General features: G+C 70.2%; 13 protein-coding genes. 5 read left to right on the top strand and 8 right to left on the bottom strand.

Features of this window, described 5'->3' with window-relative positions; genetic code table 11:
* The 3 genes from E3O39_RS02935 to E3O39_RS02925 all read left to right on the top strand — a co-directional run.
* Positions 1–1167 (top strand): DNA-3-methyladenine glycosylase (locus tag E3O39_RS02935; protein ID WP_370294597.1); only part of this gene is annotated, 1167 nt, incomplete at its 5' end.
* Positions 1168–1196: 29 nt separating this feature from the next.
* The gene (locus E3O39_RS02930; protein ID WP_134449571.1) at positions 1197–2072 is read left to right on the top strand and encodes a fumarylacetoacetate hydrolase family protein; all 876 of its coding nucleotides are present in this window, start codon (positions 1197–1199) and stop codon (positions 2070–2072) included.
* Positions 2073–2151: 79 nt separating this feature from the next.
* Positions 2152–2895, top strand: coding sequence for a glycosyltransferase family A protein (locus E3O39_RS02925; protein ID WP_134449570.1), 744 nt, complete (start codon positions 2152–2154; stop codon positions 2893–2895).
* 106 nt (positions 2896–3001) lie between these two features.
* On the opposite strand, the gene E3O39_RS02920 is transcribed toward E3O39_RS02925, so the two are convergent.
* From E3O39_RS02920 to E3O39_RS02905, 4 genes are all read right to left on the bottom strand, one after another.
* Complete coding sequence (locus E3O39_RS02920) at positions 3002–3931, bottom strand: alpha/beta fold hydrolase (protein ID WP_370294596.1); 930 nt, start codon at positions 3929–3931, stop codon at positions 3002–3004.
* 72 nt (positions 3932–4003) lie between these two features.
* Positions 4004–4351: a hypothetical protein gene (locus tag E3O39_RS02915; protein WP_241975350.1), complete on the bottom strand. Its 348-nt coding sequence runs from the start codon at positions 4349–4351 to the stop codon at positions 4004–4006.
* A 113-nt stretch (positions 4352–4464) separates the two neighbouring features.
* The gene (locus E3O39_RS02910) at positions 4465–5895 is read right to left on the bottom strand and encodes an NCS2 family permease (RefSeq protein ID WP_370294594.1); all 1431 of its coding nucleotides are present in this window, start codon (positions 5893–5895) and stop codon (positions 4465–4467) included.
* A 137-nt stretch (positions 5896–6032) separates the two neighbouring features.
* On the bottom strand, positions 6033–7655 hold the full coding sequence (locus tag E3O39_RS02905) for a carboxylesterase/lipase family protein (RefSeq protein WP_134449568.1): 1623 nt from the start codon (positions 7653–7655) through the stop codon (positions 6033–6035).
* Between the two features lie 58 nt (positions 7656–7713).
* Between E3O39_RS02905 and E3O39_RS02900 the strand changes: the two genes are divergently transcribed.
* Positions 7714–8991 (top strand): uracil-xanthine permease family protein, encoded by a 1278-nt coding sequence (locus E3O39_RS02900; protein ID WP_134449567.1) that lies wholly within the window; start codon positions 7714–7716, stop codon positions 8989–8991.
* 189 nt (positions 8992–9180) lie between these two features.
* Here the strand turns inward: E3O39_RS02900 and E3O39_RS02895 are convergent, their stop codons facing one another.
* From E3O39_RS02895 to E3O39_RS02885, 3 genes are all read right to left on the bottom strand, one after another.
* Complete coding sequence (locus E3O39_RS02895) at positions 9181–9513, bottom strand: peptidase (RefSeq protein WP_134449566.1); 333 nt, start codon at positions 9511–9513, stop codon at positions 9181–9183.
* Positions 9510–10700, bottom strand: coding sequence for an inorganic phosphate transporter (locus E3O39_RS02890; protein ID WP_134449565.1), 1191 nt, complete (start codon positions 10698–10700; stop codon positions 9510–9512). The genes E3O39_RS02895 and E3O39_RS02890 overlap by 4 nt, the downstream gene beginning before the upstream one ends.
* Before the next feature lie 199 nt (positions 10701–10899).
* Positions 10900–11373 carry an 8-oxo-dGTP diphosphatase gene (locus tag E3O39_RS02885; protein WP_134449564.1) on the bottom strand — a complete coding sequence of 158 codons (474 nt, stop codon included), beginning with the start codon at positions 11371–11373 and terminating at the stop codon, positions 10900–10902.
* 38 nt (positions 11374–11411) lie between these two features.
* On the opposite strand from E3O39_RS02885, the gene E3O39_RS02880 reads away from it, so the two are divergent.
* On the top strand, positions 11412–11666 hold the full coding sequence (locus tag E3O39_RS02880) for a mycoredoxin (protein ID WP_134449563.1): 255 nt from the start codon (positions 11412–11414) through the stop codon (positions 11664–11666).
* 141 nt (positions 11667–11807) lie between these two features.
* Here E3O39_RS02880 and E3O39_RS02875 read toward each other — a convergent pair whose 3' ends face one another.
* Positions 11808–12836, bottom strand: coding sequence for a 6-phosphofructokinase (locus E3O39_RS02875; protein ID WP_134449562.1), 1029 nt, complete (start codon positions 12834–12836; stop codon positions 11808–11810).
* Between the last annotated feature and the right edge of the window lies 1 nt (position 12837).

The raw sequence follows: 12837 nt of genomic DNA, 5'->3' as shown, positions 1-12837 counted from the left end.
ACCGCGGCCGAGGCGACCGCCACCGCGCACGGCCAGGCCCCGCGGTCCCCCGGTCCACTGGTTGCTGCGGCCGGGTCCGCGCCCGGGCACGGGCACGCGACCGGACCGACCGCATCCGGGCGGTCCCCGTTCCTCGTGACCGACCGGGCGGATGCCGCCGGCCGCGCCGCCGCGGACCCCGGCATCCCCGCAGGGCCGGGCACCGGCATCCGCCTGCTGCTGCCCGCGCGGGCTCCGTTCGACGGTGCCGGTGTGCTGGCGTTTCTCGGCGCCCGGGCCATCCCGGGGGTCGAGGTGGCCGGCCCAGGTACCTATGCGCGCACGCTGCGCCTGCCGCACGGGGCCGCGACGGTCGAGCTGAGCCTCGCCGGAACCGAGGACGCGCCCCAGCTGGCCTGCGCGGCGCGGCTCGATAGCCTCGACGACCTCGCCCCGCTCGTGAGCCGGGTGCGGCGGCTGCTCGACCTCGACGCCGACGCGCAGGCGATCGACCACGCGCTCTCCGTCGACCCGCTCCTGGCCGGGGCCGTGCGCGCGGTCCCTGGCATCCGCCTGCCCGGCAGCATGGATCCGGAGGAGACCCTGTTCCGGGCGTTGTTCGGGCAGCAGGTCTCCGTCGCGTCCGCCCGCACCGCGCTTGCGCGGCTGTGCGCGGAGCTCGGAGCGCCCCTGCCGCTTCCCGTGCCGGGGCAGGCGACTCTGCCGGGGCAGGCGCCCGCGCAGCCGTCCGCGCCCGCAACCGGCGACGAGCCTGCGCCGCGCCTGGACCGGCTGTTCCCGACGGCCGAACGCATCGCGGCCGACGGGCACAGCGTGCTGCGCGGACCGGCGAGGAGGATCGCTGCGATCCTCGGCGTCGCAGAAGCGCTCGCGACCGGAGAGCTCACCCTGTCGACGGCGGATTCCCGGGAGTCCCTGACCGCGACGTTGACCGCGCTGCCCGGGATCGGACCGTGGACCGCAGGCTATGTGGCCATGCGCGTGCTCGGGAGCCCGGACATCCTCCTGACGAGCGACCTGGCCCTCCGCCAGGGCGCAGCCCGGCTCGGCCTCCCCGGCGACCCGCGCGCCCTCGCGGCCCACGGCGCCGGCTGGGCGCCCTGGCGCAGCTACGCCGGAATGCACCTCTGGCGAGCCGCCGCGCTCCCCGGGCCGGCTGCGGCGTAGCTCTCCCGATTGACGGCTACTCTAGGCAGGTGAAGTTTGCGCACCTCAGAGTTGATGGCCAGTCCACGCCCCGCCTGGCAGCGGTGTTCGCGGAATCCGCGCTTTTCCTCGACGAGATCCTCGAGGACGCCCCGCGCGACCTGCAGGACCTGATCGAACGAGGCAGCGGCGAGTACGACCGGGTGCGCGCCCTCAGCGAGAACGCGGTCGCCCACGGAGCGACGCTCACTCCGCTCGAGGAGCTGCGCTACTCATCCGCGGTGCTGCGGCCGCCGCAGATCATCGCGATCGGCGCCAACTACGCCGCCCACTCCGACGAGCTCAAGCTGCGGACCGAGACCGGCGCGATCGTGTTCTCACTCTGGCCGAATTCCCTCACCGGCCACGAGTCGACGATCTCGTGGGCCCCGGAGGTCGCCACCCAGGTCGACTACGAGGCGGAGCTCGGCGTCATCATCGGGCGCCCGGCCCGCAACGTGTCGGTGCGTGACGCCCTCGACTACGTGTTCGGCTACACGGTCGTCAACGACATCACGGCCCGCAACCTGCAGTTCTCCGAGGCGCAGTGGTCGCGGTGCAAGTCCTTCGACGGCTTCACCCCGACCGGCCCGGTCGTGGTGACCCGCGACGAGATCGCCGATCCGCAGGACCTCACGCTGACCACCCACGTCGACGGGCGCATCCTGCAGGATGCCTCGACCGGCGACATGATGCGGTCGGTCGCAGAGCTCGTGTCCTACCTCTCGCAGACCTCGACGCTGCTGCCCGGCACGCTCATCTCCACGGGCAGCCCCGGCGGCGCGGGCTACAGCCGCACTCCCCCGGTCTTCCTGCACGACGGCTCGACCGTGACGATCACCGTGGACAAGATCGGCTTCCTGACCACGCACTGCCGCACCCTCTGACGCCCCCTGGGGCGGGCCGGGAGTAGCATGTGCGGCGAGTCCGTACCCGACCCGAATCGGCGCGGCGAGAGGGGGCACCGTGACCTGCGTCTCGGTCGTGATCCCCTGCTACAACGACGCGGTCTTCCTCGAGGCGGTCCTCGCCGCACTCGGGGACCAGACCCGGCCGGCCGACGAGATCATCGTCGTCGACAACGCCTCAACGGATGCCTCGGCGCGCGTCGCCCGAGCGGCCGGCGCCGTTCTCGTGGTCGAACCGGTGCAGGGGATCTGGCCGGCCGCCGCCGCCGGCTATGACGCGGCGTCCGGCGACCTGATCGCGCGGCTCGACGCCGACTCCGTGCCACCGCCGGACTGGATCGAGCGCGTCGAGCGGATCCTCACGCTCGAGCCCCTCGTCGACGTCGTCACGGGGCCGGGTGATTTCTACGACTGCCCGCGGCTCGTGGCCGCGCTCGGGCGGTTCGTGTACCTCGGCGGGTACGTCCGGCTGATCGGGCTGTGGCTCGCGCAGCCGCCGATCTTCGGATCGAACTTCGTGATGCGGCGCACGGTCTGGGCCGAGGTGCGCACTCTCGTGCACCGGGAGCGGAACGACGTGCACGACGACCTCGACCTGAGCCTGCACCTGCCGCCCTCGGTGTCCGTGCGGTTCGACGCCACGCTCAGGGTCGGGATCTCCGCCCGGCCCTTCGACACCTGGCGCGGCGTGGCCAGGCGACTGGACTGGGCGTACCGCACCCTTGCCCTGCACTGGCCGGAAGGGTCGCCCTGGCGGCTGCGGCTGGCCCGCCGGGCCTGGGCGCGCCGCATCCGAGCCTGAGCGCTGTGCATCTGCGCCGGGCGCGGGAGTTCCGCCGCTGCGCCTGTGGTGCGCCACTCGCGCACCGGCGGATGCCCCGCGCTCGATCCGAGGAGCCCGGTGGGATTCAGGAGCGGGCGTAGAGGGCGAGCAGGTCGCGGGCGAGCTGGTGCGGCGTCGTCTCGCAGGGACTGTGGCCGGTGCGATACACGCGGAGTGGGGCGCCGATCCGCCCGGCGAACGCCCGGTGCAGCTCGAGCGGCCAGAGGTCCCGCTCGCCGACGGCGACAAGCAACGGAACCCGGCTCCGCGCGAGGTCCGCCCGCAGGTCGGGAGCGTTCTTCATCAGCTCCATGATCTCGTCGACGCTCCGGCGGATCGTGTCCTCGAAACGCAGCCGCACGAGGTGGAGCCGGCCGGGTGGCGCATGGTTGCGGTTGGTGACGAGCCCCCAGACCATCAGGCTCGCGATCGTGTGCGCGGGCAGCAGCCAGCTGAGCGGCCCGATCCAGCGCACGCCGCGGAAGGCCTGGCCGGCCAGGGGCGGGGCGCCGAGGAGCACGAGGCTCGCGAACAGCTCCGGATGCGTGGCGAGCGCGATCTCCGCGACGATCCCGGCGAAGGAGTACCCGAGCACGTGTGCGGGCGTCGCCCCGGCGTCGAGGACGGCCACGAGGTCGGCGGTGAACAGTCGGTAGTCATATCCCTGCCCCGCTCCAGGCCCCGCGCCGGCCGACCCGTACTGCCCCGCGAGGTCGTAGCTCTCCACGAAGTAGCCGGCTCCGGCGAGGAGCGGGGCGAGCAGCACGAAGTCCTCCTTCGAACCGGTCGCACCCGGCACGAGCACCACCCGCGGATGCCCCGGCTCGCCCCAGGCGAGCGCCGCGAGGGAACCGCTCGGCGCCTCGAACCGGAAGGCCCTGGCCCCCGGCGGCAGGCCGGTCCAGTCCCGGTCAGGGAGCGACCGGTCGAGCGCCGCTGCCGGATCGTCGCGCGCATCGCTTTCGATGACGCCGGCCGGCCGGTGCACCCCGCGGCGTCTCTCCCGGATGGACACGCTGACACAGTAGCGCGACCCCGTCGTCCCCGAAGCCCGCGACCGGCATCCGTTTCAGAGCGCGGGCTGCGCTCAGAGGGCGAGGGCGAAGGGCAGGAACGGCAGGAACGCGAGCCCGAAGATGAGCCCGAGCACCAACAGCAGGAACACGCCGGCGAGCATCACGGCGTTGAGCACGATGCCCCAGAGGGCCATGGTGCGGGCGTACGGTTCACGGCCGAGGGCGAGCACGCCGGTCACGAGGCCGGCGATCGGGGCCACGAAGGTCCAGCCGGCGAGGATCGAGACGAGCCCGAGCACGAGGCTCGTCAGCGCGAGCGGGCTCGCTGGTCGTTCCGGCGCGGCCGGCGCGTACGCGTACGCCGGCGGGGCCGGGTACGCGGCGGGCGGTGTCGTCTGGTCGGGATGCAGGGTGGACATTCTGGACTCTCCTTGGAATACGGCCGCGGTTCACGGCTCTCTTCCAGAGTACGAAGCCGGCCTTTCGCCGACCATGGGGCTATCCCCCGGATCAGCCCCGGACCGGTCGGGGGTCAGCCGCCGATCAGGGTTTCGATCGGGCCACGCACGAAGAAGACCAGGAAGCCGACCGCGACGATCCAGAGCAGCGGGCTGATCTCGCGCGCCTTGCCGGAGAACGAGCGCACGACGACCCAGCTGATGAAGCCGGCGCCGATCCCGTTGGCGATCGAGTAGGTCAGCGGCATCACGATGATCGTGAGGAACACCGGGAAGACGATCGAGAACTCGCTGAAGTCGATGAAGCGGATCTGCGAGACCATCATCGCGCCGACGATCACGAGCGCCGCGGCGGCGACCTCGAGGGGCACGATCTGCGTGAGCGGGGTGAAGAACATCGCGGCGAGGAACAACAGCCCGGTGATGATGTTCGCGAACCCGGTGCGGGCTCCCTCGCCGATCCCGGCACCCGATTCGACGAACACGGTGTTGGAGGAGCCCGACGTCGCGCCGCCGAGCACCGCGCCGACACCCTCGACGATCAGTGCCGACTTCAGCCGGGGGAAGTTGCCCTTCTTGTCCGCGAGGCCTGCCTCGGTCGCGAGGCCGGTCATGGTGCCCATTGCGTCGAAGAAGTTCGTGAACACGAGGGTGAAGACGAGCATGAGCGCCGCGAGCACGCCGATGCGGTCGAAGGCGCCGAAGCTGACGTGGCCGAGCAGGCTCAGGTCAGGCAGGGAGACCGCGGTCGTCGGGAGCACGGGGGCGTTGAGGTTCCAGCCGTACGCGTTGGTGCCGAGCGACGGCCCGACCTTGAAGATCGCCTCGAGGATCACGGCGATGACCGTGGTCGCGACGATCCCGATCAGGATGGCGGCCTTGACCTTGCGCGCGACGAGCACGCCGATCAGGAGCAGGCCGATCACGAACACGGTGGTCGGCAGGGTCACGATCGACCCGTTGTCGCCGAGCTGCACGGGCGGGCTCGCGGTCCCGCTCGAGCGGACGAATCCGGAGTCGACGAGGCCGATGAACGCGATGAACAGGCCGATGCCGACGGTGATGGCGATCTTGAGCTGGTGCGGAACGGCGTTGAAGATCATTTCGCGGAGCCCGGTCGAGGCCAGGAGCACGATGATGAGTCCGTTGATGAGCACGAGCCCCATCGCCTCCGGCCAGGTGACCTGGCCGACGACGCTCACGGCGAGGTAGGAGTTGATGCCGAGGCCGGCGGCGAAGCCGAACGGCAGCCGGGCGATCACGCCGAAGAGGATCGTCATGACGCCCGCGGTGAGCGCGGTGACCGCGGCGACCTGGGCGTTCGGGAGCCAGCCGCCGACGACGTCGACCGAGGCCTGGTCTGCGCTGAAACCGCCGAGGATGAGGGGGTTGAGGATGACGATGTACGCCATGGTCACGAAGGTGACGAGGCCGCCGCGGACTTCACGGCCCCAGCTCGAGCCGCGGGTCGTGATCTCGAAGTAGCGGTCGATACGCCCCTTCACACTGGTGCGGAGTGGTGCGGGCGTGTCGGTCTGTGTAACAGGAATGGGGTTCTCCAGGCTGCCGTCGCGGCTGATTCTCAGCTACCAGCTTACGCGCGTTGAGATGCGGTCCCGGGTATGCGCCACCGCCTCCCACCTCAGACGTGCGGGACGAAGGCTCCCCACGCCAGCCGCCGCTCGGCCAGCGGATCGGACTCGACCCGGTCGGCCGCGTCGATGATGAGGGTCAGCCGGCGCGTCTCGTCGTAGAGCGGCCACGCGGCATCCGGTTCGCCCGTTGTCGCGAAGCCGAGCCACCAGCCCTGCATGCGCGCCCCGATCGCCTTGAACTCACGGCGGCCGCCGATGATCGTCATGCCCCGGCCGAACCAGCCGTCCAGCCGGTCGAAGAGCGGGAACAGTTCGAGGCCGTGGGTCGCGTCGAGTCCCATCCTCCGCACGAGTCGCGGAGCGAAGTCGAAACGGTAGAAGTGCACGGGGGCGTAGCGGGAATGGCGCTCGCCGACCTTGAGGCTCGGGTACCAGAACGAGAAGTCGCCGCCGAAGTCGAGGGCGGGGCGCAGCGCCGGGATGCCGGGGTACTGGGCTTTCAGCGCCTTCCTCGCCTTCTTCTTGGTGTTGGCGAAGATCGCACGGATGCGCTTGGGCGTCGAAGCGAGGATATCGATCCGTCCACTGAAGAGGGAACCCTCGCGGGCGTTGGTGCCGATGATCAGCGGGATCCGGGCCGCGCGACCGTCCCGGAACGCGTCGAGCGGGCGTTCGGGCAGGAAGTCGCCGTCGATGACGGGCGAAAGCGGAATCGTGCCGGGGTACTGGTCGGGCGCCCGAACGGTGAGCTCCATCGTCGCGGCGGCGAGCCGGGCCGGAGACGCGTCGAGCAGCAGCGCACGGGATTGGCCGAGTGCGTCCGGGCGCGCGTCCGCCAGCGCGTCCTGGCCGGCGTGCTCCGGTACGCGTGCGATGCCGTCCGCTGTCGCGCGTGCCGCGAGGATGCTCACGAAGTCGCGCGCCCACTCCGCCGTGAGCGCCGGCGGATACACCGCGTTCGGCGGTGCGCTCTGCGCGATCGCGCGCTGGAAGAGCCCGTGGGCGCTCGGGACGGTCATCAGGGTCGTCACGGCATTGCCCCCTGCCGACTCGCCGAAGAGCGTCACGGCATCGGGGTCGCCGCCGAAGAAGCGGATGTTGTCCCGCACCCAGGCGAGGGCGGCGGCCTGGTCCCGCAGCCCGAGATTGCTCTCGAACGGGCGTTCCGGCGTCGAGTAGCTGCTGAAGTCGAGGTAGCCGAGAGCGCCGAGCCGGTAGTTCAGGCTCACGTAGAGGATGCCGCCGCGCCGGACGAGGCCTTCGCCCTGGGTGGGCACCTCGCGGGAGGACCCGACGCTGTACGCGCCGCCGTGGATGAACACCATCACCGGGCGGAGTGCGCCCGGGTCGACGGGCGCGTCAGGGGCGATCACGTTGAGATTGAGGCAGTCCTCGTCCTGCGGGATGTCCGGGCGCGCCCCGTTGAACTGTCCCTTGTGGCTCTGCGGGGAGACGGGTCCCCAGTCGGTCGCGTCGCGCACGCCCGGCCAGGCCGCCGGCGGCTGCGGGGCCCGGAACCGCAGCGGTCCGACGGGCGCAGCGGCATAGGGGATGCCCCGCCAGGCGCGTACGCCCCGCACCCGGATCCCGCGCACCAGGCCGGTCCCGATCCGCACCGTCAGTGCCGCGTCAAGCGAGTCGTCGTGGGCAGGCTGAACGGTTCGGGTCACTGTCCGATCCTAATTCTTCACTACGATCGGAATACGTCCCACTACGAAACGAGCGACAATGGCACTGCCCTGGACCCTGCACGGCGACGGAAAGACGGTCGGGGTCGGGGACGTGGTCGGGCCGGGTGAGCGCCTGAACTGGCCGCTCACGATCGGGATCGGCGCCCAGCACGTCGTCGCGATGTTCGGTGCGACCTTCCTCGTTCCGCTGCTCACCGGCTTCCCGCCGAGCACCACCCTCTTCTTCTCCGGCGTCGGAACGCTGCTCTTCCTGATCATCACGAAGAACAAGCTGCCGAGCTACCTCGGCAGCTCGTTCGCCTTCATCGCCCCGATCACCGCGGCCGTCACGACGGCGGGCATGGGCAGCGCCCTGTTCGGCATCCTCGCCGTCGGCGCGCTGCTCGCGATCATCGGCGTCGTCGTGCAGGTCACCGGCACCGGCTGGATCGACGCGCTGATGCCGCCCGTCGTGTCCGGCGCGATCGTCGCCCTGATCGGCTTCAACCTCGCCCCGGTCGCGAAGGCCAACTTCGCCCTCGCACCCCTGACCGCCGTGATCACCCTGGCCGCGGTCATCCTCTCGACCGTGCTGTTCCGCGGCATCCTCGGTCGCCTCTCGATCGTGATCGGTGTCGCGGTCGGCTACCTCGCCGCCGTCCTCTCCGGCCAGGTCGATTTCTCGAAGGTCAACGACGCCGCCTGGATCGGGCTGCCGCCGTTCACGCTGCCGACGAACCCCTTCGAGAACGCCGCCGTGCTCGGGGTGCTTCCCGCGTTCCTGCCGGTCGTGCTCGTGCTCGTCGCCGAGAACGTCGGCCACATCCGCGGCGTCGCCCAGATGACGGATGCGAAGGTGAACCGGTTCACCGGGCGCGCCCTGATGGCCGACGGGCTCGCGACGATGCTCGCCGGGTTCAGCGGCGGCTCGGGCACGACGACCTACGGCGAGAACATCGGCGTGATGGCCGCGACCCGGATCTACTCGACCGCCGCGTACTGGGTCGCCGGCCTCGTCGCCGTGCTGCTCGGCCTCTCCCCCAAGATCGGCGCGGTCATCAACACCATCCCCGCCGGGGTCCTCGGCGGCGTCACGACCGCCCTCTACGGTCTGATCGGCATCATCGGCGTCAAGATCTGGCTCGACAACAAGGTCGACTTCAGCCGCCCGGTCAACCAGTTCACGGCCGCGACCGCGCTCATCATCGGCATCGCCGACTACACCTTCACCGCCGGTTCGCTGAGCTTCAACGGCATCGCGCTCGGCACGGTCGCCGCGATCGTGATCTACCACACCATGACCGTGATCGGCCGGCTCCGCCGCACCGACCGCTGACCCGCTGACCCGCTGACCCGCGACACCGTCGTTCGACGCAACGTCGGAGTTTTTCGCGACACGCCGCATCCCCGGGCAGCGGATGCCGCGGGTCGCGAAATTCTCCGAAATAACCGAGCCTGAGCCCCGACCGGGGAGCCGCTCCGAGCACGCGCGACCGGTCACGCGGACCGTGCGTGCGACATCCGGTCAGCGGTGCAGCGCGGGCACGATCAGGTAGACGCCGTACAGCACGGCCGCGACGCTGACCGAGAAGCAGGCATAGGCTCCGACGAGCGCGAGGCGCTTCTGGAACACGGTCAGCGGGTTCGCGGTCGCCGATTTGCGCCGCCGCTTGGCCTCTTTGGCCGCCCGCTTGGGCGTGAGCACCGTGATCGCGCCGGTGAAGGACGCCGGATCCACCACGAGCGCGCGGCCGGCACTCGTCAGCAGCCGGAGTCCGAGGGAGTACAGGCTCACGACGAGGGTCGACGAGAGGAGCGAAGCCCCGGCGACGACGAAGAATGCGCCCCAGTCGATCACAGCGATACCTTCTTCCGGTCGCGGCGCGCGATTCGCCTGGGCGTCTTCTTGATCTTCACGACGAGGGCGGCGTCGTCGATGTCGTGGAGGTTGTCGTGGGTGATGCGGGTGCGCCGCGACTGCCGGAACAGCAGGGCGACGATGACCGAGCCGAGGACCAGGTCGATGACGAGCCCGATCGGCCCGAGCAGGGTGAAGCCTGCGGCGAACGCGCCCATGACCGCGGAGGCGGGCAGGGTCAGCAGCCAGCCGAGCGCGATCTGGCCGGCCATACCCCAGCGCACGGTCGCCCCGCGGCGGCCGAGGCCGGAACCGATGACGGAGCCGGAGGCGACCTGGGTGGTCGAGAGCGCGAAGCCGAGGTGGCTCGAGGCGAGGATCGTCGCGGCCGTGCTCGTCTCCGCGGCGAAGCCCTGGGCGGGCTTGACGTCGGTGAGTCCCCTGCCCATCGTGAGGATGATCCGCCAGCCGCCGGTGTACGTGCCGATCGCGATGGCGAGCGCGCACGTGCAGATGACCCACCACTGCGGGCCGCTGCCGACCGCCTGGAATCCGCCGGCGATGAGGGTCAGCGTGATCACGCCCATCGTCTTCTGCGCGTCATTGGTGCCGTGGGCGAGGGCGACGAGGGAGGACGAGAAGATCTGCGCGTACCGGAAGCCGCCCCGGCCGTCCGCCTTGCCTGCGTCACGACGCGTGATGAAGTAGGCGAGCCTGGTCGCGACGAGCGCGACGACACCGACCGTGACCGGTGCGATCAGGGCGGGCAGGATCACCTTCGCGAAGACGACGGTGAAGTCGACCGACTGGACGCCGATGCCGATGATGGCCGCGCCGATCAGGCCGCCGAAGAGGGCGTGGCTCGAGCTCGACGGCAGGCCGCGGAGCCAGGTGATCAGGTTCCAGACGATCGCGCCGATGAGCCCGGCGAAGATGATCTGCGGCGTGATCTGCACCCCGCCGTTGCCCTCGCGGATGATGCCCCCCGACACGGTCTTCGCGACCTCGGTGGAGAGGAACGCGCCGACGAGGTTGAGCACGGCTGCGAGGCCGACGGCGACCTTGGGCCGCATCGCCCCGGTCGCGATGGGCGTCGCCATCGCGTTCGCGGTGTCGTGGAAGCCGTTGGTGAAGTCGAAGACGAGGGACAGCGCAATGACGAGCGCGACGATCAGGGTGAGATCCACCGGAGGCTTTCTTGTTCGGCTGCAACAGGGTGCAGCCGAATCCGCGCTGCTTCCCGGACGCCGGACGGACAAGCGACCTAACGATCCTGACACTCCCGGGAGGTCAGGTCAATTCAACGGGAATACTGCTCGCGTTCAGACGCCGTTCACCGGCGGCCCCTGCCCGCCCAGCCGCCCGCCCGGCTGCCCGGCTGCCCGCTCAGCTGCTCGCGACCACCGTCGCCAGGTCCGCGCCGAAGGTGAACGTGCGGCGCACGGGCACGCCAGCGAGCACGCCAGGCAGCCAGTGCCTGGCATCGTCCCACATCTCGTCGAGGGGCAGCGCTGCGACGTCGAACCAGACCGGGTTGAGTTCGTCCGATTCCCGGGGAGTGCCGCTCCAGTCGCTGCACACGAAGACGGACGATTCCTGGCTCCATGCCTCCCGGTGCGGGAACAGGTAGGTCAGCACCCCGAGGGCGGTGAGAGCGGATGCCGCGACGGAGAGTCCGGACTCCTCCTCGATTTCGCGCACCGCGGCATCCACCGCGGTTTCACCGGGTTCGAGCTTGCCGCCGAGGCCGACGATGTTGCCGAGGCCGAGGCCCTTCTTCTTCCGGCCGAGGAGCACCTGGGTGCCTCCGGCGGGCGATTCGCGGGTGAGGTAGCACACGCACACCTGGGGCAGGGTCATGGACCCAGCTTAACGGCGGGGTTTGTTAGGCTGCGCCTATGAATTTCGTTCCCGAATCGGGCACCATCACCATGTTCACGACCAACTGGTGCGGCTATTGCTCCCGGCTGAAGTCCCAGCTGGACAAGGCCGGCGTCGGCTACACCGAGGTCAACGTCGAAGAAGTCGACGGCACGAGTGAGCTCGTGATGAGCCTGAACGGTGGAAACCGCACCGTGCCGACGGTCCTGTTCCCGGACGGGTCGAGCGCGACCAACCCCTCGCTCGCGCAGGTCCAGGCCAAACTCGCCTGACCCTCTCCTCCCCGGTTCCACCAGCTGAGGGGTCGCAAATCGACCTTGTAACACGCTGAGGGGTCGCAATTCGACCTTCCCGTGTGCTGCGAAGGTCGATCTGCGACCCCTCAGGGATGCGATCGGGTGATGGTGCCGGATCTAGCCGAAGAGGACGGCGGCCTCGTCGTAGCGTGCCTGCGGGACGGTCTTCAGGCCGATCGTGGCGTCGGCGATGCTGACGATCTCGATGTCGGTGCCCTTGAGCGAGACCATGGAGCCCCACTGGCCGGCGTGGATCGCGTCGACGGCGGCCATGCCCAGGCGGGTGGCGAGCACGCGGTCGTATGCCGACGGGGAGCCGCCGCGCTGGGTGTGGCCGAGGACGGTCGCGCGGGTTTCGATGCCGGTGCGCTCTTCGACCATCGGGGCGATCATTTCGCTGATGCCGCCGAGGCGGGGACGGTTGAACGCGTCGAGGCCCTTGGTGGAGAGTGCTTCCTCCATGCCGGCGAGCTTGAAGCCCTCAGAGACGACGAGGACCGGCGCGCGGCCGCGGTCGCGGACGCTGAGGACCCACTCGCAGATCTGCTCGATGGTCTGGCTCTGCTCGGGGATGAGGATGGCGTGTGCTCCGCCGGCCATGCCGGAGTGCAGGGCGATCCAGCCGACGTGGCGGCCCATGACCTCGACGATCATGCAGCGGCCGTGCGACTCTGCGGTGGTGCGGAGGCGGTCGATGGCCTCGGTCGCGATCTCGACGGCGGTGTTGAAGCCGAACGAGTAGTCGGTGGCCTCGAGGTCGTTGTCGATGGTCTTCGGCACGCCGACGATGCGGATGCCTGCGTCGGTGAGGCGGCGGGCTGCGGTCAGCGTGCCCTCGCCACCGATCGCGATAATGGCGTCGATGCCCTCGGCATCCATCATCTTCTGGATGTTAACGGGTCCGCCGTTCTCGCCCTCGAACGGGTTCGTGCGCGAGCTGCCCAGAATGGTGCCGCCCTGACGGGATAATCCACGCACGCTGTGGCGATCGAGGGTCATGAACTCCCCCTGCACCAGCCCGCGCCAGCCGTTGCGGATTCCGATGAATTCATCATCGAGAACGCGGACACCTTTAAGGACGGAACCGCGAATAACCGCGTTCAACCCGGGGCAGTCTCCACCGCTCGTGAGGATACCAATTTTCATC

This window comes from Cryobacterium sp. MDB2-A-1 (assembly GCF_004402675.1).
GTDB classification, from domain to species: domain Bacteria; phylum Actinomycetota; class Actinomycetes; order Actinomycetales; family Microbacteriaceae; genus Cryobacterium; species Cryobacterium glucosi.
Note: the sequence above shows the minus strand (reverse complement) of the source record. Positions and strands in the feature narration are given on the sequence as shown.

Bases quoted from the DNA above. Each gene is read 5' to 3' on its own strand.
- E3O39_RS02915 (WP_241975350.1), bottom strand. From the start codon at position 4,351: ATGTCCACCCTGCATCCCGACCAGACGACACCGCCCGCCGCGTACCCG.
- E3O39_RS02900 (WP_134449567.1), top strand. From the start codon at position 7,714: ATGGCACTGCCCTGGACCCTGCACGGCGACGGAAAGACGGTCGGGGTC.
- E3O39_RS02885 (WP_134449564.1), bottom strand. From the start codon at position 11,373: ATGACCCTGCCCCAGGTGTGCGTGTGCTACCTCACCCGCGAATCGCCC.
- E3O39_RS02880 (WP_134449563.1), top strand. From the start codon at position 11,412: ATGAATTTCGTTCCCGAATCGGGCACCATCACCATGTTCACGACCAAC.
- E3O39_RS02875 (WP_134449562.1), bottom strand. From the start codon at position 12,836: ATGAAAATTGGTATCCTCACGAGCGGTGGAGACTGCCCCGGGTTGAAC.